The organism is Streptomyces sp. NBC_01471 (genome assembly GCF_041438865.1).
Classification (GTDB): Bacteria; Actinomycetota; Actinomycetes; order Streptomycetales; family Streptomycetaceae; genus Streptomyces.
This window is the reverse complement of record NZ_CP109450.1, coordinates 5434259-5457351: the sequence shown is the minus strand read 5'-3', so window position 1 is coordinate 5457351 and position 23093 is coordinate 5434259. Positions and strand designations below refer to the sequence as shown.

Here is a 23093-nt window from a genome sequence, read left to right as displayed (position 1 = left end):
TGGCTCTGGCCCAGGTCACCGGCCCGGATCACCGGCCCGCCGGTATCGCCCGCAGCGCAGGTCCCGTACCCGTCACCGCGATGGAGCCGTCCGTGTCCGTGCGCAACACCGTGGCGCCGCCCGCCCGGAGGGACGCGACCGTACGCGGTGCCGGGTGGCCGTAAGGGTTGTCCTGGCCGCAGGAGATCAGGGCGAGCCGGGGGCGCACCGCACGCAGCAGTGCCGGGTCCTGGTAGGCCGAGCCGTGGTGGGCCACCTTGAGCACGTCCACCGGCGGGAAGGCCGGGTAGGCCCGCAACAGCGCCTGTTGGGCGGGCGGTTCGAGATCACCCGGCAGCAGCAGGGTCAGCCCCGCGGTGCGGACCAGCAGGGTGACGCTGGCGTCGTTCGGCCCGTCGGTGACGGGAGCCGGTGCGGCGGGGGGCCACAGCACCTGCCAGCTCAGCTGTCCGACACGGCGCTGCTCCCCCGGTCCCGCCCGGACGAGGGGGACCCGCGCCGCGGCTGCCTCGCGTCGTACGGACGCGCTCTGGTCCGGTGGGTCCTGGAGGTTCGTCGTCTCGATCGCGCCGACCGTCCGGCCGCGCAGCACCCCGGGCAGACCGGCGACATGGTCGGCATGGAAGTGGGTGAGCAGGAGCAGCGGGATGCGGGTCACGCCGAGAGCCCGGAGACAGCGGTCGACCAGGCGGGGGTCGGGACCCGTGTCGATCACGACGGCCGTCCCCGCACCGGTCGCGAGCACCGTCGCGTCGCCCTGTCCCACGTCGCACATCGCGTACTTCCACCCGGGCGGCGGCCAGCCCGTGACGATGCGGGTGAGCGGGGCGGGCCGGACGACCGCGAGCAGCAGCAGGAGGGCGCAGGCCCCGCTGACCCATGGGTGGCGCCGCGCTCTGGGGGCCGCAGCCGCGAGCGCGACGGTGACCGCTGCGAGCAGCAGTGCGCCGGGCCACCCACCGGGCCAGTCGATCTCCGCGCCGGGCAGTGCGGCGCCGCGCCGGGCCACGGCGGCGATCCAGCCGGCCGGCCACCCGGCGCAGTGGGCCAGCACGGTGGCGGCCGCGCTCGACAGCGGAGCGACGCCGAGGGCGGCGAAGCCGAGGACCGTCGCGGGTCCCACCGCGAGTTCGGCGAGGAGATTGCAGGGGATGGCCACCAGCCCGACACGGGACGCCAGCAGGACGATCACGGGCGCGCACACCGCCTGTGCGGCGGCTGCGGCAGCGATGACCTCGGCGAGCCTCGGCGGTACCCCGTGCCGCCGCAGTGCGGCGCTCCAGCGCGGTCCGATCGTGAGCAGGGCGCCGGTAGCGAGGACCGAGAGCAGGAAGCCGTAACTGCGGGCCAGCCAGGGGTCGTACAGCACCAGCAGCAGGACTGCGGCGGCCAGCGCAGGGATGAGTGATCTGCGGCGGCCGGTACCGATCGCGAGCAGGGTGACCAGCCCGCAGGCAGCGGCCCGCAGCACGCTCGGGTCCGGTCGGCACACGATCACGAAGGCCAGCGTGAGAGCCCCGCCCAGCAAGGCCGTCGTCCGCAGCGGGATCCCGAGCCGTGGCGCGAGTCCGCCTCTCTCCGCCCGCAGCGCGGTGCCCGGCGGACCGATCAGCAACGCCAGGACAAGGGTGAGGTTGCTGCCCGACACCGCCAGCAGGTGGGTGAGATCGGTGGTCCTGAAGGCGTCGGAGAGGTCGGGCGGGACCCGGGAGGTGTCACCCACCACCAGCCCGGGGAGCAGCGCCCGGGCGTCCGGGGCGAGCCCTTCGCTCGCTTCGCGCAGCCCGGCGCGCAGGTGCCCCGCCAGACGCTGCACCCCGGTCGGCGCCCCGATGACCTGAGGTGGCCGGCTGCCTTCCGCACTGAGCACGGCCGCGATGCGCCGGTCGCCGGAGAGCGGGGGTTGCGGTCGGGCGCTCAGCCGCAGCCGGGTGGTCGGCAGCAGCCGCTGCCACTCGGCCGAGTGGGCGATCACCAGGACGGGCGTGCGGACGGTGGACGTCGTCCCGTCCGGGGCCCGTACCCGTGTCACATCGGCGTCCAGGACGACAGATGGGCGGGTCGCGTGATCGCCCCGGACCCGGGGGCGCGTCGGGCGGGGATCGGATGTGACGGTCAACTCCACCGTGACCCGGGCCGACTGACGTGCCAGCTGGGGCAGGGGCCCGCGCCGGACGTCGGCCGCGTGCAGCCCGCCGGACGCGGCGCCCGCGGCGGCACACAACAGGGCGGCGGCCGCCGCTGTCACGTTCAGCCACCCTCCCGGCCGGGCGGCTCCTCCTCCGGCTGAGCCGCGGCCACGCCCCCGTGCCACCGCCACCGCCACCGCCGCCGTGCAGAGGCAGGCGGCCGTGAGAGAGAAGGCCCACCACCCCGGGACCCCCACGGACAGAGCCGCCGCGATCCAGGCCGCCAGGGCGGGCGCCACCAGCCGCAGGTCGGCGGGGCCCTCCTGACGGGGATCGGCCGCTCCGAGCCGATGGCCGGATGCCGCGTGAACTGCCGCGCGCGTCATGGCCGTACAAGGGGCTGAAGGTCGGAGAATCGCCGGTCACCGATGCCGGTGACCTGCCGGAGCTCATCGACCGATGTGAAACCGCCGTGCTCCGTGCGGTAGTCGACGATGTGCTGCGCCAGGACGGGGCCGACGCCGGGAAGCGTGTCCAACTGCTCCACGGTGGCGCTGCTGAGGCTGACCGGCCCCGTGGTGGACGCGGCGGGGGCGCCGGGTCCGCCCGCAGCGCCGCCGGTGCCTCCCCCTGCGGAGGACGCCGGTACGGGCGGGCCGCCGACGACCACCTGTTCGCCGTCCGTGAGCACCCGCGCCTGGTTGAGCCCCGAGGTGTCCGTGCCGTCCTTCACCCCTCCCGCCGCTCGCAACGCGTCGGTCACCCGCGATCCGGCGGGCAGCCGCTGGATTCCCGGCCGCCGGACCTTGCCGCTCACATCGACGACGATCCGCGCGGCGGTCGCCCCGGCTTGCGCGGGACCCGCCCCCGGGGACGGCAGAGGCCCCGCGGGCGGGGGCGGTCCGGGGGACGGGCGGGGCCCGGACGGCTGCTCCCCGTCGGCGGTCCGTGGTCCTGCGGGCAGACCCGCGCTGACCACTTCGGGGGCCTGAACGGGATGCGGCCGCCCGGACCAGAAGTGCTGGGCGGCGAGAGCTGCCGCCACGACGAGCACGACCGCGAGCGCGATCAGCGTCCTGGGGGTCAGCCCGCAGCGCGCCTGCACCCAGAGCGGCAGCCGCTCCCGCAGGGCCTCCCCCGCCCGGGCCACCGCCGCGCCCACCCGGCCGGTAGCGGGGTCACCACCGCTGATCGCGCCGAGCGACGCATCACTGCCCGGCGCACCACCACCCGACGCATCACCATCCAGCGCACCACAATCCAGCGCACCGCCCCCCGGCACATCACCGCCCGGCGCACCAGCAGCCGGCCGACCGCCCGCACCCACCTGGCCAGGCTCAACGGGCTTGCCTGCCCGGCCAGTCACCCCCGTACGCGCGCCTCTGCTCCCCCTCACACCCCCGCCCCTGTCCGTCCCCGGACCAGCCAAAGCGACCGGCGCAGTCAAAGAGGTCGGCGCAGTCAAAGCGGTCGGCGCAGCTGGAGCACATGGCGCGGCTGGAGCAACCGGGGTGGCCGAAGCATCAGGATGAGCCGGGGCGCCCAAAGGGGCTGCGGGAGCCGACCGCACCGGAAAGAGTGCCTCCGCGCGACGGCGCAGCGCCTCGTCCGGCGCCGTCCGCGCATGCCGGTGCCGGTTGCTTCGGCGCGAGCCGATATGGCGGGTGCGGCCGTCCGAGGCCGGAGCCCGGCCGGGACCACTGGTCGCGGAACGTGACGTGAGCGTGCGGGAAGTCATGCCACGAGACAGTAGAGAGCGCGGCACGACCTTGCTGATCAAGGTCAATTACGGTGGAAACACCGGGACTTGTGGATAACTCGGCCACCCGAACGAGGGCTTCCGGTCCGTTCGCTCAAGCCGGTCCGCCCCGGCTCAGCAGACTCAGTCAGCCCACTGGCCTCAGCCGGCCCAGTCCGCCCAGCAGGCCCCCCCCATGAGCCCACCCAGCAGATCCCTCCCCATGAACCCGCCCAGCAGGCCCCTCCCCATGAACCCGCTCAGCGGGGCGAGACCACGACCGCGAGGAGACCCGGCCCGGTGTGCGCGCCGATGACCGCGCCGACCTCGCTGACGTGCAGGTCCACCAGGCCCGGCACCCGTTCCCTCAGTCGGTCGGCGAGCGCGGCCGCCCGCTCGGGCGCCGCCAGATGGTGCACCGCGATGTCCACCTGACCGTCCCCCGCCCGGTCGGCGGCGATCTCCTCCAGCCTGGCGATCGCCTTCGTGGCCGTCCGTACCTTCTCCAGCATCTCGATACGGCCGCCGTCGAGTTGCAGCAACGGCTTCACCGCGAGGGCCGAGCCGAGCAGTGCCTGTGCGGCGCCGATCCTGCCCCCGCGGCGGAGATAGTCCAGCGTGTCCACGTAGAAGTACGCGGACATCCCCCCAGCGCACTTCTCCGCGGCCGCCACCGCCTCGTCCAGCGTCCCCCCCGACCCCGCCGTCTCGGCCGCGGAGAGCGCACAGAAGCCGAGGGCCATCGCGACCATGCCGGTGTCGACCACGCGGACCGGGACGGGTGCGTCCCGCGCCGCCAGCACGGCGGCGTCGTAGGTGCCGGAGAACTCGGACGACAGATGGAGCGAAACGATTTCGCTCGCTCCCGCGTCGGCGGCCGCCCGGTAGGCGGTGGCGAACACCTCGGGGCTGGGCCGGGACGTGGTCACCGAACGCCGCTTCTGCAGGGCCAGCGCCAGGGCACGTGCCGAGGTCTCCGTGCCGTCCTCCAGGGCGCGGTCGCCGAGCACCACGGTCAGCGGCACCGCTGTGATGTTGTGCCGCGCCAACGTCTGCTGCGGCAGGTAGGCCGTGGAATCGGTCACGATCGCGACATGGCGGGACATGAGCCGGAGATTACCCGCAGGTGCGGTGACCCGGCAGTCCGACCCCTCGTCCACCGAACCGGCGGGACCAGCCGTACCGGTGGAACCAGCCGTACCCGCACGATCAACGGAACTCGCGCCCGACGTACCCGCGCCCGTACCCGCGCCCGCGCCCGCGACGCAACTTCTCTCGACGGTCACTCAGGTGGTGCTCTCCGGGCGAGGGCGGGCGGCCTTCTGCCAGGGGTAGCGCTGCCGGCGGTTCGGGTCCCGGCCGGTGATCGCGTCCGGCCCGGCCGGGTGTCCGGCGTCGCCCTGCGCGTGCGAGGCAGCCCCCTCACTGACAGAGGCCGGGGACCAGGGTCCCGCGTCAGCCGACGGACCGTGACCGGTCCCCCGTCCCGGACGCTCTCCGGGACCTTCCCCCGGACCCTGCCGCCCCTGCGGACGCCCGTCGGCCTCCGGCGTTGTCGTCCAGTGCCGCAGCGCCCCCGCCTCCACATCGATCTGCTCGTTCAGCGCGATGAGATCGTCGTCGGCGAACTTCCGCGCCCGGTCCCGGGCGGCCCAGCGCAGGGCGTCCGCCGAGTGCGTGATCTGTTCCGTGCGCTCCCGGAGGGCCGGCAGCCGCTGCCCGAGCCCCCGCTTGTCCGGCTCCCGCTCCAGCCGCCGCAGTTCCGCGTCCAGCTCCAGGCCGTGCGCACTGAGCCGCTCGAAGAGGCTCAGCGTCTCGCGCAGGGACTCGTCGTCGGCCACCCCCGCGTGCAGGGCGTCCTGGGTGGCCCGCATCGACGTGCGCAGCGAGAGCCGCAGCTGCGCCACCTCGCCCGCGGCGCCGGGCTGGCCGTAGCTCTTCGCGCGCAGCGCGGTGTCCTCGACGGTGCGCCGGGCCTGCGAAATCGTCCGGTCGACGCTCCGCCTCGCGGCTCCCACCACCTTGATCGTCGCGTACGCCCCCACACCGAGGAGGACGAGGAACAGCAGCACCAGGATCATGATCACGGCTTCCATGGGGCGTCCCTCGGTTGTCGGGCTCGGTACCTCCACGGTAAACGGAAAGGGCAGGCCGAGGGTTCCATCAGAACCCCCAACCTGCCCGTAGGGGAAACCCCGGGTTTTCCCACCCGGACCCGCCCCGACCCGCTGAGACCTGCCCGTAAGCGGCCCGTAAGCGCCTGTCAGCGCCGGTAAGCGCCCGTATCGGGCCGGCCTGAATCAGCCGGATCAGGCCGGAACGATGTTCACCAGCTTCGGTGCCCGCACGATCACCTTGCGGATCCCGGCCCCGCCCAGCGCCGCGACCACACCCGGGTCCGTCAGCGCCAGCTTCTCCAGGTCCTCGTCCGAGATCGACGGGGAGATCTCCAGCCGCGCCTTGACCTTGCCCTTGACCTGCACGACACACGTCACGGTCTCGTCCACGACGTACGCCGGGTCCGCCACCGGGAAGTCCTGGTGCACCACGGACTCGGTGTGTCCCAGCCTGCGCCACAGCTCCTCGGCGATGTGCGGCGCCAGCGGGGCGACCAGCAGCACCAGCCGCTCGGCCACCGTGCGCGGCACCGGGCCGCCCGCCTTGGTCAGGTAGTTGTTCAGCTCGGTGACCTTGGCGATGGCGGTGTTGAACCGCAGGCCCGCCATGTCGTGGCCGACGCCGTCGATCGCCTTGTGCAGCGCGCGCAGCGTGTCCTCACCGGGCTCGGTGTCGGTGACACCGGCCGCGCCGGTCTCCTCGTCCACCACGTTGCGCCACAGCCGCTGCAGCAGCCGGTACTGGCCGACCACCGCGCGGGTGTCCCACGGCCGTGAGACGTCCAGCGGGCCCATGGCCATCTCGTACAGGCGCAGGGTGTCCGCGCCGTACTCCGCGCAGATCTCGTCCGGAGTGACCGCGTTCTTCAGGGACTTGCCCATCTTGCCCAGGACGCGGCTCACCTTCTCGCCCTCGAACCAGAACGCCCCGTCCCGCTCCTCGACCTCGGCCGCGGGCACCGCGATCCCGCGGCTGTCGCGGTAGACGAACGCCTGGATCATGCCCTGGTTGTACAGCTTGTGGAACGGCTCGACCGACGAGATGTGCCCCAGGTCGAACAGCACCTTGGACCAGAACCGCGCGTACAGCAGGTGCAGTACGGCGTGCTCGGCGCCGCCGACGTACAGGTCGACGCCACCGTGCGGCTGGCCCTCGCGCGGGCCCATCCAGTACTGCTCGATGGCCGGGTCGACCAGCTTCTCGCTGTTGTGCGGGTCCAGGTAGCGCAGCTCGTACCAGCAGGAACCGGCCCAGTTCGGCATGGTGTTGGTCTCGCGGCGGTACTTCTTGACACCGTCGCCCAGCCCCAGGTCCAGCTCGACGTTGACCCAGTCCTCGTTGCGGGACAGCGGGGTCTCCGGCGAGGTGTCCGCGTCGTCCGCGTCGAAGGTGCGCGGCGAGTAGTCGTCCACCTCGGGCAGTTCCAGCGGCAGCATCGACTCGGGCAGCGGGTGCGCGATGCCGTCCTCGTCGTACACGATCGGGAAGGGCTCGCCCCAGTAGCGCTGGCGGCTGAACAGCCAGTCGCGCAGCCGGAAGTTGACCGTGCCCTCGCCGGCTCCGCGCGCGGCCAGCCACTCGGTGATCCGCTCCTTGGCCTCGACGACGCCCAGGCCGTCCAGGGAGATGCCCTCACCGGTGGAGTTGACCAGCTTCGCGTCGTACGAGCCGAAGGCCTCGTCCCAGGTGGCCGGGTCGGTGCCGCGGTCGTCGGACGGCTCGACGACACAGCGCATCGGCAGCTCGAAGGCGCGCGCGAAGGCGAAGTCACGGCTGTCGTGCGCCGGGACGGCCATGATCGCGCCGGTGCCGTACCCCATCAGTACGTAGTCGGCGATGAAGACGGGAACCTGCTCGCCGCTGACCGGGTTGACCGCGTACGCGCCGGTGAAGACGCCGGTCTTCTCCTTCGCGTCGGCCTGCCGCTCGACGTCCGACTTCGACGCGGCGAAGGCGCGGTACGCGGCGACGGCATCGGCCGGGGTCGCGTGACCGCCGGTCCACACGTCGTGCGTGCCCTCGGGCCAGGCGTCCGGCACGATCGACTTCTCGCCGGAGATCAGCTCGTGCTCGGGCGCCAGCACCGTGTAGGTCGCGCCGAACAGGGTGTCCTGGCGGGTGGTGAAGACCGTGATGGGGTCGGATCCCCCGCCCACCGCGAAGTCGACGCGGGCGCCCTCGGAGCGGCCGATCCAGTTCCGCTGCTGCAGCTTGATCGCTTCGGGCCAGTCCAGTGCGTCCAGGTCGGACAGCAGCCGGTCGGCGTACGCGGTGATGCGCATGTTCCACTGGCGCAGCTTCGCCTTGAAGACGGGGAAGTTGCCGCGCTCCGAGCGGCCGTCGGCGGTCACTTCCTCGTTCGCCAGGACGGTGCCCAGGCCGGGGCACCAGTTGACCGGTGCGTCCGACGCGTACGCCAGCCGGTACTCGCTCAGCAGGTCGGCGCGTTCCACCGCGGACAGCGCGCTCCACGCACGGCCGCCGGGGACCGGGCGCTCACCGCTCTCGAACTGGGCGGCCAGTTCGGCGATCGGCCTGGCCTTCTGGGCGTCCTGGTCGTACCAGGAGTTGAAGATCTGGACGAAGATCCACTGGGTCCACTTGTAGTACTCGGGGTCGATCGTCGCGAACGACCGCCGCCTGTCGTGGCCCAGCCCCAGCCTGCGCAGCTGGGACTTCATGTTCTCCATGTTGGCCTCGGTGGAGGCCCGCGGGTGGGTGCCGGTCTGTACGGCGAACTGCTCGGCCGGCAGCCCGAAGGCGTCGAAGCCCAGGGTGTGCAGGACGTTGTGGCCGGTCATCCGCTGGTGCCTGGCGTAGACGTCCGTGGCGATGTAGCCCAGCGGGTGGCCGACGTGCAGGCCGGTGCCCGACGGGTACGGGAACATGTCCATGATGAACTTCTTGGGCCGGGCCACCAGTGCCGGGTCGCCCGCCAGCTCACCGACCGGGTTCGGTGCGTCGTACGTGCCGTCGGCGTCCCAGAAGTCCTGCCAGCGTGCCTCGATGTCGGCGGCCATGGCAGCCGTGTAACGGTGCGCTGCGGCCACCTCGGAGGAGGGCCCTCCCGCGCTTGCGGCAGCGGGGGAAGAATTCGTCTCGGTCATGATCCTCAAAGCTCCATCGGTCGTCTCTGCCCGCGATCCTCATGGCTGTGGCGCCTGTGGCACCAAACGAAAAAGCCCCTCGCACAGGAGGGGACGCCGCGCTGATGCCGACCGGGGACACTTCATCGGTCGGGACTGATCAGCGCGGCTCACTAAGCAGGAGGCGTACGGCACGCATGGCGTCAGGGTACCGCAGGCGCCGTACGGGCCGCGCGGACACCTGGCTGCGGGCCCGGGTCGGGCGGCGGCGCCGCACACACGTACGCAGGGGCCGCACGCACACACCGAAGCGGCCGCAGGCACACGCGGAAGCGGGCCACCCGATTCGGATGACCCGCTTCCGCCCACCTCGTACGAGGTGTCACTGTGGAGCTAAGGAGAATTGAACTCCTGACCTCCTGCATGCCATGCAGGCGCTCTACCAACTGAGCTATAGCCCCGTGCTGTCCACCGTTCCATGGGGTCGCCCCCTCGGCTCCGCCAACATTACCGGTCCCCCGTTGCTCCGCCAAATCCGTTCCGGGGTCAGGCGGTGGCGAAGGAGTAGAAGCGCTTGAGCGTGCAGTGCTCCTCCAGGAGCCGGCCGTAGATCGGCTCCCCCTCCAGCTCACGGTAGGTCTCGATGGGGTCGCCTTTTATGATCAGCGCCCGCGCGCACTCCTCGCACCAGTACTGGTAGTCGGCGTTGACCGGATCCATGTCCCTGACGATGGGCGTACCACTGCCGCACCAGTCACATTTCCTCCTGTGTGCACCCATCAGTCAGCTCCAGCTGTGGCCGCGGGGCGGGCAGTCGGGACAGGCCGGACGGACAGTCGGCGGGGGGCAGTTGAGCGAGGCGCCGCGGTGGGGACGAGTGCGGGCCTTCGCCCCTTCGGCCAGGGCATCGAGGTGATCGCGATCGAGCATGCTCGCGGGCATCGCGCTCTCCCCTCCCTCCGGGCCGGCGTCCCTCCGGCGCTCCGATTCTGCCATGACCCCGCAAGAGGGGCAGCGACGTCGGGCGGACGAGCGGGAGCGGGGCCGGGTGGACGAAAAATCCCGCCCCCAGAAGGGGACGGGATTTCTGGTTGCTCCGGCTCCGGAGCTTCCGACTGTGGAGCTAAGGAGAATTGAACTCCTGACCTCCTGCATGCCATGCAGGCGCTCTACCAACTGAGCTATAGCCCCGCTGTTCGCTTCGCTCGCTGCATTCTCTGCGTCCTGCGGCGCGAACAAGAAGAACTTTAGCCTGCGACCAGCCGGAAAGTGAAATCCGCCCGGACGCGCCTCGGCGTGCTCAATTCGCAGGGGCCTCAGTCGTCGTCGCCGAGGACCGGCTCGGGGAGGGTCCCGGCGTTGTGCTCCAGCAGCCGCCAGCCGCGGGCGCCCTCGCCCAGCACGGACCAGCAGCAGTTGGAGAGCCCGCCCAGGCTCTCCCAGTGACGCGACTCCAGGCCCAGGAGCCGGCCGATCGTGGTGCGGATGGTGCCGCCGTGGCTGACGACGACGAGCGTCCCGCCGTCGGGCAGCGCGTCGGCATGGCTGAGGACCACCGGGGCGGCCCGGTCGGCGACCTCGGACTCCAGTTCGCCGCCACCGCGCCGCACGGGCTCCCCGCGCTTCCACGCGGCGTACTGCTCACCGAAGCGGGCCATGATCTCGTCGTGGGTGAGCCCCTGCCAGCTGCCCGCGTACGTCTCGCGCAGGGCGGCGTCGTACGTGATGTCCTGGCCGGTCACGGCCCCGAGCTCACCGGCCGTGGTGGCCGCCCGGCTGAGGTCGGATGCCACGATCGCGTCGGGCTTCATCGAGGCGAGCAGCCGGGCGGCCCGGCGTGCCTGGCCGATGCCGGTCTCGGTCAGCTCGATGTCCGTGGAGCCCTGGAAGCGGCGCTCCAGGTTCCAGGCGGTCTGGCCGTGCCGCCAGAGAACGATGCGGCGGCCACGGCCGCCCGTGGTGCCGTTCAGTGCAGCTCACCGTCCAGGTCGGCGTCGGCGCCGTCAGTGCCCTCGATGCCGTTGAGCCGGGCGTGCTCCTCGGCCTTGCCGCGGGTCTTGACGGCGTCCTCGGGCAGGGCGATCTCGGGGCAGTCCTTCCAGAGCCGCTCCAGCGCGTAGTAGACGCGCTCCTCGCTGTGCTGGACGTGGACGACGATGTCGACGTAGTCGAGCAGGATCCAGCGGGCGTCGCGGTCGCCCTCGCGGCGGACCGGCTTGGCGCCGAGCTGCTTGTTCAGCCGCTCCTCGATCTCGTCGACGATCGACTTGACCTGGCGGTCGTTGGGCGCGGATGCGAGCAGGAAGGCGTCGGTGATCGACAGCACATCGCTGACGTCGTACGCGGTGATGTCGTGCGCGAGCCGGTCGGCGGCCGCCTGGGCGGCGGCGTTGATGAGCTCGATGGAACGGTCCGTGGCGGTCACTGGCAGGCTTTCGTCGGCGGTCGTGGAAACACCAAGGGTCTCACGGACCGCCGACGGTCCCGCAATTCTTGTCGCCCGGGCCGTATGCGGGGCCCAGGGCCTTGGGGAAGCGCGGGCCGGGCCCCCGCGAGCCCGGCCTGATCCAGACGAAAGGCCCTAGGTGACCTTGTAGTCCTGGCCGAGCACCACGGTGACGTCCGCGTTCGCTGCCGCCTTGCCCTTGCGGACCGATCCGGTCGGCAGCCCGAGCGTCTTCGCGACCTCATCCGCCTTGGCCTTCTGCGCCGGGTCGCTGTAGGTGACCTGCGACGACGCGGTGACGCTCGCCGTTCCGCCGACCACGGCGGAGTAGCCGCCGTTGACGAGGGCGATCCTGGCGCTCTCCGTCGCGGCCGTCCGGCCGCTGGCATTGGTGATCCCCACGTTCAGGGCACCGCCCTGGTCGGGCGTCTTCACCGAGCCGCCGAGGACGTCCTTGACCACATTGGTGCTGGCCTGCGGGCTGAGCGTGCCGTCGCTCCGTACGGGCAGCAGTTCCGTGCTGTAGTCGCCCTTCTTGGCGTGTGCGGCGAGTTTGGCCAGGGACGCGCCCAGGTCCTTGTCCGTCAGGGACGGGTCCAGGATCTGCGCGAGGTTCTTCACGGTGGCCGTCGCGGCCTGCGGGTCGTCCGAGATCTTCTTCAGGACGCCCTGCATGACCTGCCCGAACCGCTCCAGCTGCTTCGCCTCGGGCTCGCCGGGCGCGCGGTAGGTGGAGTACGCGACCGCCATCTCGCCACTCAGCGTCTGGTCCTTGCCCCGGTGCACCACGGGCTCGGCGCCCTTCTTGGTGTCCGGTACGTCGATGTCGGTGTCGATGTCGATATTGCCGACCAGCTCGACCAGGTTCTCCAGATACGGGGTGTCGAGCCGCCAGGTGCCGCCGATCTTGGCTCCGAGGAGGGTGTCCAGCGCGTCCCTGGTGCCGTCCGATCCGTCGTCGTCCACGGACTTGCCGAGTGTGGTCGCCGTGCCGTCGTCGTTCGACACGGCGAGGGAGTTGGGCAGCAGGAGCGTGGTGCCCTTGCCGGTGGTGACGTTGTCGACGAGCAGCGCGGTGGAGGTGCCGCCGCTCTTCGTGTTGTGCAGATGGACCACTATCGCGTTGCGCTGCTGCGCCCCGGAGGCGATGTCGTTGCCGTCTCCCGATCCGGAGATCCCGGGCAGTTTGCCCGCGTACCAGAGGTATCCGACACCGCCCGCGACGACGAGCGCCAGCACGACGACCAGGGAGACGACGCGGGCACGTCCCCGGCGCCTGGCCTCCTCGCGCCGCTCGGTGCGGCTCTCGGTGAACTTCAGCCAGTCGATGACGTCTTCGGAGTCCTCGTCGGGCTCCTCGATGAAGGAGAACTGCTCGGTCTGGTACTCGCCGTCGCCCGGGACGGGACGGCGCTGGCCGGGAACGGGCCGCTGCGGCCGCTCCCCCGGAGGCTCCTCACCCTGCGGCTGCCCGGGCCGCTGCGGGGGCTGCGGGGGCTGGGACTGCGGATGGGGGGACCGACCCTGCGGGGCCTGGGTCTGCGGTTCCTGGCTCTGCTGCTGCGGGATCCACTGCTGGGCGGTGTCCACCGCGGGCTGCTGCCCGGTCTGCCCGGCACCGTAGTCGTAGCCCTGGCCCTGGTTCTGGCCCTGGCCCTGGTTCTGGTACGACACGGGCGGGGGCTGCTGCTGCGCGTACGGGTCGTACCCGTACCCCGGAGCCTGCTGGTGCTGCCCGCTGTACGGGTCGTACTGCTGCTGGGGCTGCGTGGGCTGCTGAGGCTGGTGTTGCTGCTGCTCATGCTGCGGCTGCACCTGCTGGTACACCGGCTGCCCGTACTCGTCGTACCCGACGAGCTGCATCGGCTGCCCGTACTGGTCGTACTGGTCGTACTGAACGTACGGGTTCTGTCGGTCGTTCAACGGTGCCCCTCTCCACGGCTCATTCGCCGCGGTACAGCTGGCGCTTGTCGATGTAGCGCACCACACCGTCCGGAACCAGATACCAGACCGGGTCCCCCTGCTCGACCCGGGCGCGGCAGTCGGTCGACGAGATCGCCAGGGCGGGCACCTCCACCAGGGAGACACCGCCCTCCGGCAGGCCGTCGTCCGTCAGGACGTGGCCCGGCCTGGTCACGCCGATGAAATGGGAGAGTGCGAACAGCTCTTCGGCGTTCCGCCAGGTGAGGATCTGGGAGAGCGCGTCGGCACCGGTGATGAAGAAGAGATCCGCGTCGGTGTTGAGGTCGCGCAGATCCCGCAGGGTGTCGATGGTGTACGTCGGCCCGCCGCGGTCGATGTCGATGCGGCTGACCGAGAACTGCGGGTTGGACGCGGTCGCGATGACCGTCATCAGGTAGCGGTCCTCGGCCGGGGAGACGACCTTGTGGCTCTTCTGCCACGGCTGCCCGGTCGGTACGAACACGACCTCGTCCAGCTGGAACTGAGAGGCCACCTCACTGGCGGCCACCAGGTGTCCGTGGTGGATCGGGTCGAATGTCCCGCCCATCACGCCGAGACGCCTCTTCTGCTCTCCCATGCGTGCAGACCCTACTGGGCCGCCACCTACCCGCCCGCGCCCCGGGTCAGCGGTCGCGGTTGAAGCGGGTGGTGATCCACAGCAGCAGCAGGAGCGCGAAGAGCGCACCGCCGCCCGTGAGGTAGGGGCTGAGGCTGGGGTGGTTGCCGCCGTGTCCGCTCTCTGAGGCGAGAGTGGCGAGGCTGGCAGCGGTGCTGTGGAGGCTCATGGTCAGCAGGACCTATCCGGGAGTCGGAGCGGGGGCTTCGCGGACATCGTATGCGGGCCCCCCGGGCACGCTCACGCCGACTCAGTCGTTGTCGCGATATCCGCGCAGGAGAAACCAGGCGAGCAGGACAGCCCCGACAAGCAGGACGACCAGCAGAACCCGCAAGGTGTCGCCCGGCCCCTGCTGGTTCGTCGCAGCGGCGAGCAGTGTGGTCGCGTCCGGCATGACGGGTTCGCTCCTTATCGGTGTAGGACCCCCGCCACACGGTAGCCCCACCGCATACGCTGGGGCCCGCCAGGGGGACGAGCAGGGCTCGAAGACAGAAGGCAGGGGGACATTCATGACAGACAGCGGTCACGAGAAGAGTCACGAGAACGTGCCGGGCAGGCGGCGCAGGCGTTTCGAGGGCATCTCCTCTCGCGCGTACGAGCATCCGGCGGACCGGTCGGCGCTGGTGGCGCTGCGCAAGCTCACCGGTTTCGACACCGTCCTCAAGGCCCTCAGCGGGCTGCTCCCCGAGCGCAGTCTGCGACTCCTGTTCCTCTCCGACTCGGTGCGGGTGAGCGACGCCCAGTTCGAGCACCTCCACGTCATGCTGCGCGACGCCTGCTACCTCCTGGACCTGGAGAAGGTCCCCGCCATGTACGTCACGCAGAACCCCCAGCCCAACGCCATGTGCATCGGGCTTGACGAGCCGATCATCGTGGTCACCACGGGCCTGGTCGAGCTCCTCGACGAGGAGGAGATGCGCGCGGTCGTCGGCCATGAGGTGGGGCACGCGCTCTCCGGCCACGCGGTGTACCGCACGATCCTGCTCTTCCTCACCAACATCGCGCTGAAGGTCGCCTGGATCCCGCTGGGCAATGTGGCGATCATGGCGCTGGTGACGGCGCTGCGCGAGTGGTTCCGCAAGTCGGAGCTGTCCGCGGACCGGGCCGGGCTCCTCGTCGGCCAGGACCTCCGGGCCTCCATGCGCGGCCTGATGAAGATCGCCGGCGGTAACCACCTGCACGAGATGAACGTCGACGCGTTCCTGGAGCAGGCCGAGGAGTACGAGGCAGGCGGCGACCTGCGCGACTCGGTGCTCAAGATCCTGAACGTGCTGCCGCGCAGCCACCCGTTCACCACCGTGCGCGCCGCCGAGCTGAAGAAGTGGGCGGAGAGCCGGGACTTCCAGCGGATCATGGACGGGCACTACCCCCGGCGTGACGAGGACAAGGACACGTCGGTCGGCGACTCCTTCCGTGAGTCCGCCTCGCACTACGCCGACACGGTGCGCACCAGCAAGGACCCACTGATGAAGCTGGTGGGCGACATCGCGGGCGGCGCGGGCGACCTGGGCGGGAAGCTGCGCGGGAAGTTCACCGGCGGCGGAGCGGGCGGCGCGAAGGGCGACACCGGGAAGGGCGGGAGCGGCGCGGACGACGGCAGCGGCGAGGACCCTAACGGCTCGGAAGGACCGGCTGCGAGCTAGCGGCGAGCGTCCCGCACAGGGAGGTGGGCGGCTGCCCGGTCGTGTACGGATCGGTGCCGGCCGGACCGCCACCGGCCGCGTGCTGCCCCGCGAGCAGCGGGCGCAGTCTGTTCACCGCGTCCGCCGTGCAGCTCTGCGGCCCGGCCTGGACATCGGCGAGCGTCACCTGCGCCTGGTGAAGCCGCAGGTCCTCGGCGCCGAAGCGGAAGTGCACCTCGCGGCGGACGGTGAACAGCGAGGCGCCGTCCGCCGTCGCGGCTCCGGCTGTCTGGGCCCCGGCTGTCTGGGCCCCGGCTGTCCCGGCTCCGGCTGTCGCTGTCCGGGGACCGGCCGGCCTGAGGGGGTAGACGAAGGTGTGGTCCGCGATGACCTCCAGCGTCCGGTCCGCGGCCTCCGCGTACCGCAGGACGCCCGCCACCCGCACCTCGGAGCCGGCCAGGGCGACCTGTGCGGGGTCGAAGCGGACCAGCCAGCCGGTCGCCGCGTGGCGGCCGTCAGCCGATGGCGTGGCCAGGCTCCGGTCGAACTGCGGGTACTGCTCGGGGGCGATCAGGTCCCTGACCTTCTCCACCGGGCCGCCCATCAGCACGGAGGGATCCAGCGACGACGTCACGACGTACTGCTGGGCGATCTTCAGGGCCGCCAGCACGTCGCTGTACGCGAAGTGCGCGGTGCCCCGCGCCCCGGGCAGGTTCACCCCCGAGGCGCCGGTACGGAACGCGGCGGCCGGGCTGTGCGCGAAGAGTTCGGCGGGTGTCCCGCCCGGCACCGCGTCCCGCGGCGCGAGCGGGACGACCGTGGTGCGCAGCGGCTCGGCGCGGGGAGTCTCCGGCGGCCGGTACGGGTGGTGGATGCCCATGAGGACCGCGGCGCCGAAGGCCAGGACCAGCAGCGCCATCGCGACGAGCAGGCGCCCGGGGCCCCGGCCCGGCCATCCGGAGCGGCTACGGACGGCCCGCGCGTGCCGGCCCATCCGCTCCTGCGCGGAGAACTCCTGGAGCCGGGCAGCCCTGATGAACGATTCGTCGAAGACGACGGACCGGTACTCGTCCTCGCCACCGCTGGGCAGGCCCTCGGGTGTCCCCTCGGGCGGCTCATCGCGCCCCGCCATACCTTGAGAGTAGGTCGTGGCGGGGCTGCCTAAACGCCCCCGTACGGGACAACTTCCGGGCGGCCCGCACACCGTCCGCACGCGGCGGCACGGCAGCCGTGGGCCTCTGGGCGCTCCGGGCGGCCGGATGCCGCGGTCAGCGAGTGCGCGGAAGCACGGAGGCAGGTGGGGCCGAATGGCCCACCGCGCCGCTGGCCGTGTGTCCCGCCGGGACCGACCGCGACTGCGACGGTGACGGCCGGGTGACGCCCGCGCCGCCCGGCACGGCGCCGACCCCGGTCGTCACCGGGGCGGGCACCTGGTCCTGCCTGCTGGCCGACGCTCCGCGGTAGACCGCGGCGAAGGCGAGCGCCACCATGCCGATTCCCATGACGAGGGCCAGCAGCCAGGCCACCGGCCGGTGCCAGCGGGCCCGGCCGCGGTACGGGCGCAGAACGCCGCCGTGCAGCCCGTAGGGGCCGCTCTCTCCGTCGTCGGGCCCCACGCCGTACCCACCGGCGCCGCCCGGCCCGTACAGCAGGCCGTACTCCCCCGCGTTCTGGCGGAGGAACTCGTCGTACTCGTCGAAGTGGTCGTCCTCGCCGCCCGGGCCGCCCGCGCGCGCCCTGGCGGCCTCGGCCTCCGCGCGCGCCTCGGCGGCGGCCAGCAGCCGCTCGACCGCGGTCGGTTCGTGGATGGTGGCGGCCCTGACGAAGTCCTCGCCGAAGACCACGGAGGCGAATTCCTCGTCCGCTCCTCCGCGGTCGTCGTCAGGCTCCCAGCCGTCCTGGAACGGCCTGCCCCCCACGTCGTCCGGCACGCCATCAGAGTAGACCCGGCGGGGGGATTTGGGCAGGGAGAGTACGAAGCCGACCCCCCAGAGGGTCACCGAATGTGACCGTCCCCTGTCACGATGTACTTGGTCGAGGTCAGCTCGGGCAGCCCCATCGGCCCCCGCGCGTGCAGCTTCTGCGTGGAGATCCCGATCTCGGCACCGAATCCGAACTGACTGCCGTCGGTGAACCGGGTGGACGCGTTGACGGCGACCGTCGTGGAATCGACCAGCTGGGTGAAGCGGCGGGCCGCGGCCTGCGAAGTGGTGACGATCGCCTCGGTGTGGCCGGATGTCCACAGCCTGATGTGCGCGACGGCCGCGTCCAGCGAGTCGACGACGGCGGCCGCGATGTCGTACGAGAGGTACTCGGCCTCCCAGTCGTCCGCGGTCGCCTCGACGACCGTCGCCTTGGTCCCGGCGGCGTGCTCCAGCACCCGCTCGTCGCCGTGCACCGTCACGCCCGCCTCGGCGAGTGCGTCGAGCGCCCTCGGCAGGAACGCGTCCGCGATGTCCCGGTGGACCAGGAGGGTCTCGGCCGCGTTGCAGACGGAGGGCCGCTGGGCCTTGGAGTTGACGAGGATGGCGACCGCCATGTCGATGTCGGCCTGCGCGTCCACGTACACATGGCAGTTGCCGGTGCCGGTCTCGATGACCGGGACGGTGGACTGCTCGACGACGGTACGGATCAGGGACGCCCCGCCGCGCGGGATGAGCACGTCGACCATGCCGCGGGCACGCATCAGCTCCCGCACGGATTCACGGGACTCCCCCGGTACGAGCTGGACGGCATCGGCCGGCAGTCCGGAGCCCCCGACAGCGTCGCGCAGCACCCGCACGAGCGCGGTGTTGGAGGCGTACGCGGAGGCCGAGCCGCGCAGCAGCACCGCGTTGCCCGACTTCAGGCAGAGCGCGGCGGCGTCCACGGTCACGTTGGGCCTGGCCTCGTAGATGATCCCGACGACGCCGAGCGGCACCCGCACCTGGCGCAGGTCGATTCCGTTGGGCAGCGTCGAGCCCCGTACGACCTCGCCGACCGGGTCGGGCAGCGCCGCGACGTCCCGTACGTCCCGGGCGATGGCGCGGATGCGGTCGGGGGTGAGGGTGAGGCGGTCGATGACCGTCTCGGCGGCGCCGGCGGCCCTGGCTTTCGCGACGTCCTCGGCGTTGGCCCCGACGATCTCGGACGTACGCACTTCGAGCGCGTCGGCGATGGCCAGCAGCGCGTCGTCCTTGGCCGCGCGCGGCAGGGGCGCGAGGTCGGCCGCGGCGGCGCGGGACCGGTAGGCGGCCTGAATGACCGGGGACTGGTCGGAGAGCGGGGAGAGCGAGGTCATGCCCGCAGACTAATGCGCGGTCTGCGGGCGTCCGTCCGTTATCCCACGCTCCGAGACGGCAGGGGCCTCGCGGGCGGCTCCCCGGGGACGGTCAGTAGGGATGCACCCCTACCGGTGCCGCCGGCGGCGGGCCGTATCCCTCGGCTATCCGCAGGTGGTAGGTCGCACGGTCGATGACCTCCAGGCCCACGATCTCCCACGGCGGCAGCTGTGACGTGGAGCGGTGCTCGCCCCAGAGCCGCAGGGCCACCGCTGCGGCGTCGTGCAGGTCCCGCGCCTCCTCCCAGTAGCGGATCTCCGCGTGGTCGTCGGCGTACCGGCTGGTCAGCAGGAAGGGGTGGTCATGTGCGAGCTGTTCGAGACCGCGCCTGACCTCCTTGAGCGGGGCGGGACGGCCCGACACGCTCAGGGTGATGTGCCACAGCTTCGACAGGGCCGCTTCCTCCCCGGGCTGCGGGCGCTGTTCCCCGTGCGCGTCCGCTTCCGGGCGTTCGTCGAAGCCGGCCCCCGCGCCGACACTCGTCAGGGTCCGCTCCCCGGTTCCCCGGGACGGTGCCCCGGGACGGGCTCGTCTCACCGGCGGCCTCCTGTGTGCGTTGCGGCGTCTGCCCCGCGGTGACGGGCCGGGCAGTGGTCGGGAGCGGGCTCCCGGGACAAAGTTGACCAGCCCGGCGCCCGGCGCGTGACGGTTTTCCCGAAGGTCCCTGCTGAAAGGCTGGTGTTTCAGCCGTTTCAGGGGACCATGACAACGAGATCGTCTCTGTGTACGACTTCCCGCTCGTAGGCCGGACCGAGTTCCCGGGCGAGCTCCCGGGTGGAGCGGCCGAGCAGCTGGGGGAGCTCCTTGGCGTCGAAGTTGACCAGGCCGCGGGCGACGGTGCGGCCCGCTGTGTCCCGCAGCTCCACCGGGTCCCCGGCGCTGAACTCACCCTCGACCGCGGCGATTCCGGCGGGCAGCAGCGAGGAGTTCCGCTCGACGACCGCCCGCACCGCGCCGTCGTCCAGGGTGAGCGCGCCCCGGGGGGTCGACGCGTGCTGGAGCCAGAGCAGCCGGTCGGCCGAGCGGCGGCCGGTGCGGTGGAAGTACGTGCCGGTGTCCCGGCCCGCGAGGGCGTCGGCGGCGCGCGACGCGGAGGTCAGCACGACCGGGACGGAGGCCGCGGCGGCGATCCTGGCGGCCTCGACCTTGGTGACCATGCCGCCGGTGCCGACGCCCGCCTTCCCCGCCGAGCCGATGGAGACGTGCGCGATGTCGTCGGGGCCCGTGACCTCGGCGATCCGGCGGGTGCCCGGCTTCGCCGGGTCGCCGTCGTACAGCCCGTCGACGTCCGAGAGCAGGACGAGCAGGTCGGCCCGGACGAGATGGGCCACGAGGGCGGCGAGCCGGTCGTTGTCGCCGAAGCGGATCTCGTCCGTGGCCACCGTGTCGTTCTCGTTGACGACCGGCAGGGCGCCCATGGCGAGGAGCTGGTCCAGGGTCCGGTAGGCGTTGCGGTAGTGGGCCCGGCGGCTGGTGTCGTCGGAGGTCAGCAGCACCTGCCCGACCCGGACCCCGTAGCGCGCGAAGGACGCGGTGTACCGGGCGACGAGCAGCCCCTGGCCGACGCTGGCGGCGGCCTGCTGCCTGGCCAGGTCCTTGGGCCTGCGGGCCAGGCCCAGCGGGGCGAGACCGGCGGCGATGGCTCCGCTGGAGACGAGCACGACCTCCTTCTCGCCGCCGCTCCTGACCTTGGCCAGTACGTCGACGAGGGCGTCCACCCGGTCAGCGTCGAGCCCGCCGGCCGCGGTCGTGAGGGAGGAGGATCCGACCTTCACGACGATCCTGCGGGCTTCCGTTACGAGTTGCCTTGCCTCTGTCACACGGCCGAATCTATGTCAGCCGCGTCCGCCCGCGCTCGGGGATTCCACGCGCTGGACAGGGTTGGCCGCGGCCCACTTGCGCAGCCTGCGCAGCCGGGTGCGTCCCGCCGCGGGCAGCCGCCGCCAGAGCGGGCGGCAGGGCACGGCGTAGATGTGGTCGGGGATGCCGGCGGAGCGGTCCCTGAAGTACGGCAGGGCAAGGTGGTACGTGCCGTTGAGGCCGCGCCCGACCCGCTCGGGCTGCTTGCCCTTCTTGAGCTCGGTGAGGGCGCCGGTGAGGAGGTCGGTCCGGCCGAGCGCGACGCAGTGCAGCCGCAGCCGCTCGGCCGGCTTGAGTCTCCTGGCCACGCCGGGGTTCCAGTACGCGGCCATCAGCGGCGCCGCGAGGTCCATCCGCTTCTGCTGGACCTCGGCGGACTGCTTGAGGAAGCCGGGGCCGAACTGCGGGAGCAGGGTGACCACGAAGGGTCGCACCATGAGCTTGTCGCGCTGCGGCCCCGGCGGGACGTACTGGGCTATGAGCCCCATCAGGGCCCGCGCCGAGTCGAACCGCAGCAGGTAACTGCCACTCTTCGTCACGTGCTTGCCGTCGTCGCGGCCCACCAGGTAGTAGCAGGTGTAGTCGGAGATGACGGACACTCCGCCGCCGCGCAGATAGGTCTCCAGGGTGAAGAGCGCGTCCTCGCCCGTCTTGAGGCCCTCGTCGAAGGTGATCCCGAGGCGTTCGAGCAGCGCGCGCCGGAAGAGCTTCTGGGCACTCAGGGTGAACTTGATCTGCGAGTCGAAGACGTCCGCGCGCTCGACGGTCTTCTTCCACATGGACTTGGGCGCACCGCGGTTGACGCCGACGACCTTGCCGAGCACCACGTCCGTACCGGCGCGGTCACCCATCGCCACCATGCGTTCGAGCGCCTCCTCGCCGAAGTAGTCGTCCGCGTCGAGGAAGAACACATAGCGGCCGCGAGCGAGCCCGAGACCGACGTTGCGCGGTCCGCTGGGGCCCCCGGAGTTCTTCTGCCGGACGACGGTCGTGCGGATCTCCGACCTGGCGGCGAACTCTTCGAGGTACTCCCCCGTGCCGTCCGTCGATCCGTCGTCCACGGCGACGATCTCGATCCGTTCCGCGCCCAGGGTCTGGGCCTCCACGGACTCAAGGCACTTCACGAGGTACGGCATTGCTTCATAGGCACCGACGACAACGGTCACGTCGGGCTCACTTGTGCTCATCACATCAGTAAGACTGTGAAATGCGGCTCACGGTTGCCTCACAGGCGGTACTGATATTCGCCGAGTTCGAACACGGTGCGGCGGTATCACACCCCTTGGGGGCGCCACCGGCCGCCCTCGGTTCTGAAATTTTTACATTCCCCCTACAGCAGGGCAGCCGGAGGCTGCTACTCCGCATCCGATACAATCACCGCCCGGCGGACGGCTCTCCGGCATGGCGAAGCGGCGCGGCACAAAGCGCGCCGAGTGGGGCCGGGCGGGCGGAGGGCCGAATTGCGGGCCCCGCGGGAATTACCCCCGTCCGGTCCCTGGGAAATCCCCACAGATTCCCCACAGATTCCTGATGTCCCGGCAGCGGAAAATGCAGACAAGGACGTGATCTGATGCGGCAGCTCGCCATCGAGGGAGCCTGGGTGCACGAGCCGAAGGTCTTTCCGGACAGCCGCGGCAGTTTCCACGAGTGGTTCAAGGAGCCCGATCTGTCCGAGGCCGTCGGCCACGGTCTGCGGCTCGCCCAGGCCAACTGCTCGGTGTCCCGGAGGGGCACACTGCGCGGAATCCACTTCGCCGACGTGCCGCCGAGCCAGGCCAAGTACGTCAAGTGCGTGCGCGGCGCCATTCTCGACGTCGTGGTCGACATCCGGGTCGGCTCACCCACGTACAAGAAGTGGGAGGCCGTACGGCTCGACGACGTGGACCACCGCTCCGTCTACCTCGCCGAGGGGCTCGGCCACGCCCTGCTGGCGCTGACGGACGACGCCACCCTCGTCTACCTCTGCTCCGAGGGGTACGCCCCGCAGCGCGAGCACGGCATCCACCCGCTCGACCCCGAGCTGGCCATCGACTGGCCGGCCGATGTCACCCCGCTGCTGTCCGACAAGGACGCGGTGGCTCCGACGCTTGCCGAGGCCGAGGCCCAGGGGCTGCTGCCGTCGTACGCGGACTGCCTCGCGTACGCCGAGAAGCTACGCGGCTGACCCCGCCGCGCGCGGGACCGGACGGGGGCCGG

At 71.7% G+C, this 23093-nt stretch carries 20 protein-coding genes and 2 tRNA genes; 2 read left to right on the top strand and 20 right to left on the bottom strand.

All coding sequences use genetic code 11. The features are described from left to right. Positions 1-28: 28 nt before the first annotated feature. The 14 genes from OG285_RS24405 to OG285_RS24340 all read right to left on the bottom strand — a co-directional run bounded on the left by OG285_RS24405 (position 29) and on the right by OG285_RS24340 (position 14489). On the bottom strand, positions 29-2515 hold the full coding sequence (locus OG285_RS24405; RefSeq protein ID WP_371792198.1) for a ComEC/Rec2 family competence protein: 2487 nt from the start codon (positions 2513-2515) through the stop codon (positions 29-31). After that, positions 2512-3456 (bottom strand): helix-hairpin-helix domain-containing protein, encoded by a 945-nt coding sequence (locus OG285_RS24400; protein WP_371792197.1) that lies wholly within the window; start codon positions 3454-3456, stop codon positions 2512-2514. Before OG285_RS24400 ends, OG285_RS24405 begins: the two co-directional genes overlap by 4 nt. A gap of 671 nt (positions 3457-4127) precedes the next feature. Then, entirely contained in the window at positions 4128-4973 is an 846-nt protein-coding gene (locus tag OG285_RS24395; protein WP_371792196.1) for a DegV family protein, read from the bottom strand. A 180-nt stretch (positions 4974-5153) separates the two neighbouring features. Next, positions 5154-5963, bottom strand: a complete 810-nt coding sequence (locus OG285_RS24390) for a hypothetical protein (RefSeq protein WP_371792195.1) — start codon at positions 5961-5963, stop codon at positions 5154-5156. Between the two features lie 213 nt (positions 5964-6176). Continuing rightward, entirely contained in the window at positions 6177-9092 is a 2916-nt protein-coding gene (leuS, locus tag OG285_RS24385; protein ID WP_371792194.1) for a leucine--tRNA ligase, read from the bottom strand. A gap of 367 nt (positions 9093-9459) precedes the next feature. After that, a tRNA-Ala gene (locus OG285_RS24380) sits at positions 9460-9532 on the bottom strand. Positions 9533-9617: 85 nt separating this feature from the next. After that, positions 9618-9851 (bottom strand): hypothetical protein, encoded by a 234-nt coding sequence (locus OG285_RS24375; RefSeq protein WP_018103228.1) that lies wholly within the window; start codon positions 9849-9851, stop codon positions 9618-9620. Between the two features lie 338 nt (positions 9852-10189). After that, positions 10190-10262, bottom strand: a tRNA-Ala gene (locus tag OG285_RS24370). A 125-nt stretch (positions 10263-10387) separates the two neighbouring features. Further along, positions 10388-11041 (bottom strand): histidine phosphatase family protein, encoded by a 654-nt coding sequence (locus tag OG285_RS24365; RefSeq protein WP_356826005.1) that lies wholly within the window; start codon positions 11039-11041, stop codon positions 10388-10390. After that, positions 11038-11496 (bottom strand): ribosome silencing factor, encoded by a 459-nt coding sequence (rsfS, locus tag OG285_RS24360; RefSeq protein ID WP_356825753.1) that lies wholly within the window; start codon positions 11494-11496, stop codon positions 11038-11040. The genes OG285_RS24365 and rsfS overlap by 4 nt, the downstream gene beginning before the upstream one ends. 156 nt (positions 11497-11652) lie before the next feature. Then, positions 11653-13440, bottom strand: a complete 1788-nt coding sequence (locus OG285_RS24355; protein WP_371792193.1) for an LCP family protein — start codon at positions 13438-13440, stop codon at positions 11653-11655. A gap of 19 nt (positions 13441-13459) precedes the next feature. Next, entirely contained in the window at positions 13460-14056 is a 597-nt protein-coding gene (gene nadD, locus OG285_RS24350) for a nicotinate-nucleotide adenylyltransferase (RefSeq protein ID WP_356825757.1), read from the bottom strand. 46 nt (positions 14057-14102) lie between these two features. After that, on the bottom strand, positions 14103-14264 hold the full coding sequence (locus OG285_RS24345; RefSeq protein ID WP_356825759.1) for a hypothetical protein: 162 nt from the start codon (positions 14262-14264) through the stop codon (positions 14103-14105). 81 nt (positions 14265-14345) lie between these two features. After that, positions 14346-14489: a hypothetical protein gene (locus OG285_RS24340; RefSeq protein WP_203600251.1), complete on the bottom strand. Its 144-nt coding sequence runs from the start codon at positions 14487-14489 to the stop codon at positions 14346-14348. A 115-nt stretch (positions 14490-14604) separates the two neighbouring features. Here OG285_RS24340 and OG285_RS24335 point away from each other — a divergent pair, with 115 nt between their 5' ends. Then, positions 14605-15738 carry a M48 family metallopeptidase gene (locus tag OG285_RS24335; RefSeq protein ID WP_356825761.1) on the top strand — a complete coding sequence of 378 codons (1134 nt, stop codon included), beginning with the start codon at positions 14605-14607 and terminating at the stop codon, positions 15736-15738. Here the strand turns inward: OG285_RS24335 and OG285_RS24330 are convergent. The 6 genes from OG285_RS24330 to OG285_RS24305 form a co-directional block, all read right to left on the bottom strand. Beyond that, complete coding sequence (locus tag OG285_RS24330) at positions 15707-16849, bottom strand: hypothetical protein (RefSeq protein WP_371792192.1); 1143 nt, start codon at positions 16847-16849, stop codon at positions 15707-15709. The two genes, OG285_RS24335 and OG285_RS24330, sit on opposite strands and share 32 nt — an antisense overlap. Positions 16850-16985: 136 nt before the next feature. Further along, complete coding sequence (locus tag OG285_RS24325) at positions 16986-17648, bottom strand: hypothetical protein (protein ID WP_356825765.1); 663 nt, start codon at positions 17646-17648, stop codon at positions 16986-16988. A 65-nt stretch (positions 17649-17713) separates the two neighbouring features. Further along, a complete protein-coding gene (locus tag OG285_RS24320) occupies positions 17714-18997 on the bottom strand; it encodes a glutamate-5-semialdehyde dehydrogenase (protein WP_356825767.1) in 1284 nt (427 codons plus the stop codon). A 91-nt stretch (positions 18998-19088) separates the two neighbouring features. Further along, entirely contained in the window at positions 19089-19574 is a 486-nt protein-coding gene (locus tag OG285_RS24315; RefSeq protein WP_356825769.1) for a hypothetical protein, read from the bottom strand. 155 nt (positions 19575-19729) lie between these two features. Then, positions 19730-20857: a glutamate 5-kinase gene (proB, locus tag OG285_RS24310; protein WP_356825771.1), complete on the bottom strand. Its 1128-nt coding sequence runs from the start codon at positions 20855-20857 to the stop codon at positions 19730-19732. A gap of 15 nt (positions 20858-20872) precedes the next feature. Further along, positions 20873-22084, bottom strand: a complete 1212-nt coding sequence (locus tag OG285_RS24305; RefSeq protein ID WP_371792191.1) for a glycosyltransferase family 2 protein — start codon at positions 22082-22084, stop codon at positions 20873-20875. A gap of 383 nt (positions 22085-22467) precedes the next feature. On the opposite strand from OG285_RS24305, the gene rfbC reads away from it, so the two are divergent. Further along, positions 22468-23061, top strand: coding sequence for a dTDP-4-dehydrorhamnose 3,5-epimerase (gene rfbC, locus OG285_RS24300; RefSeq protein WP_356825775.1), 594 nt, complete (start codon positions 22468-22470; stop codon positions 23059-23061). Positions 23062-23093 lie beyond the last annotated feature (32 nt).

Excerpts from the sequence above, each read along its gene's own strand:
- OG285_RS24405 (WP_371792198.1), bottom strand. The coding sequence starts at position 2,515 with ATGACGCGCGCGGCAGTTCACGCGGCATCCGGCCATCGGCTCGGAGCG.
- OG285_RS24395 (WP_371792196.1), bottom strand. The coding sequence starts at position 4,973 with ATGTCCCGCCATGTCGCGATCGTGACCGATTCCACGGCCTACCTGCCG.
- OG285_RS24390 (WP_371792195.1), bottom strand. The coding sequence starts at position 5,963 with ATGGAAGCCGTGATCATGATCCTGGTGCTGCTGTTCCTCGTCCTCCTC.
- leuS (WP_371792194.1), bottom strand. The coding sequence starts at position 9,092 with ATGACCGAGACGAATTCTTCCCCCGCTGCCGCAAGCGCGGGAGGGCCC.
- OG285_RS24375 (WP_018103228.1), bottom strand. The coding sequence starts at position 9,851 with ATGGGTGCACACAGGAGGAAATGTGACTGGTGCGGCAGTGGTACGCCC.
- nadD (WP_356825757.1), bottom strand. The coding sequence starts at position 14,056 with ATGGGAGAGCAGAAGAGGCGTCTCGGCGTGATGGGCGGGACATTCGAC.
- OG285_RS24345 (WP_356825759.1), bottom strand. The coding sequence starts at position 14,264 with ATGAGCCTCCACAGCACCGCTGCCAGCCTCGCCACTCTCGCCTCAGAG.
- OG285_RS24340 (WP_203600251.1), bottom strand. The coding sequence starts at position 14,489 with ATGCCGGACGCGACCACACTGCTCGCCGCTGCGACGAACCAGCAGGGG.
- OG285_RS24335 (WP_356825761.1), top strand. The coding sequence starts at position 14,605 with ATGACAGACAGCGGTCACGAGAAGAGTCACGAGAACGTGCCGGGCAGG.
- OG285_RS24330 (WP_371792192.1), bottom strand. The coding sequence starts at position 16,849 with ATGGCGGGGCGCGATGAGCCGCCCGAGGGGACACCCGAGGGCCTGCCC.
- OG285_RS24320 (WP_356825767.1), bottom strand. The coding sequence starts at position 18,997 with ATGACCTCGCTCTCCCCGCTCTCCGACCAGTCCCCGGTCATTCAGGCC.
- OG285_RS24305 (WP_371792191.1), bottom strand. The coding sequence starts at position 22,084 with ATGAGCACAAGTGAGCCCGACGTGACCGTTGTCGTCGGTGCCTATGAA.
- rfbC (WP_356825775.1), top strand. The coding sequence starts at position 22,468 with ATGCGGCAGCTCGCCATCGAGGGAGCCTGGGTGCACGAGCCGAAGGTC.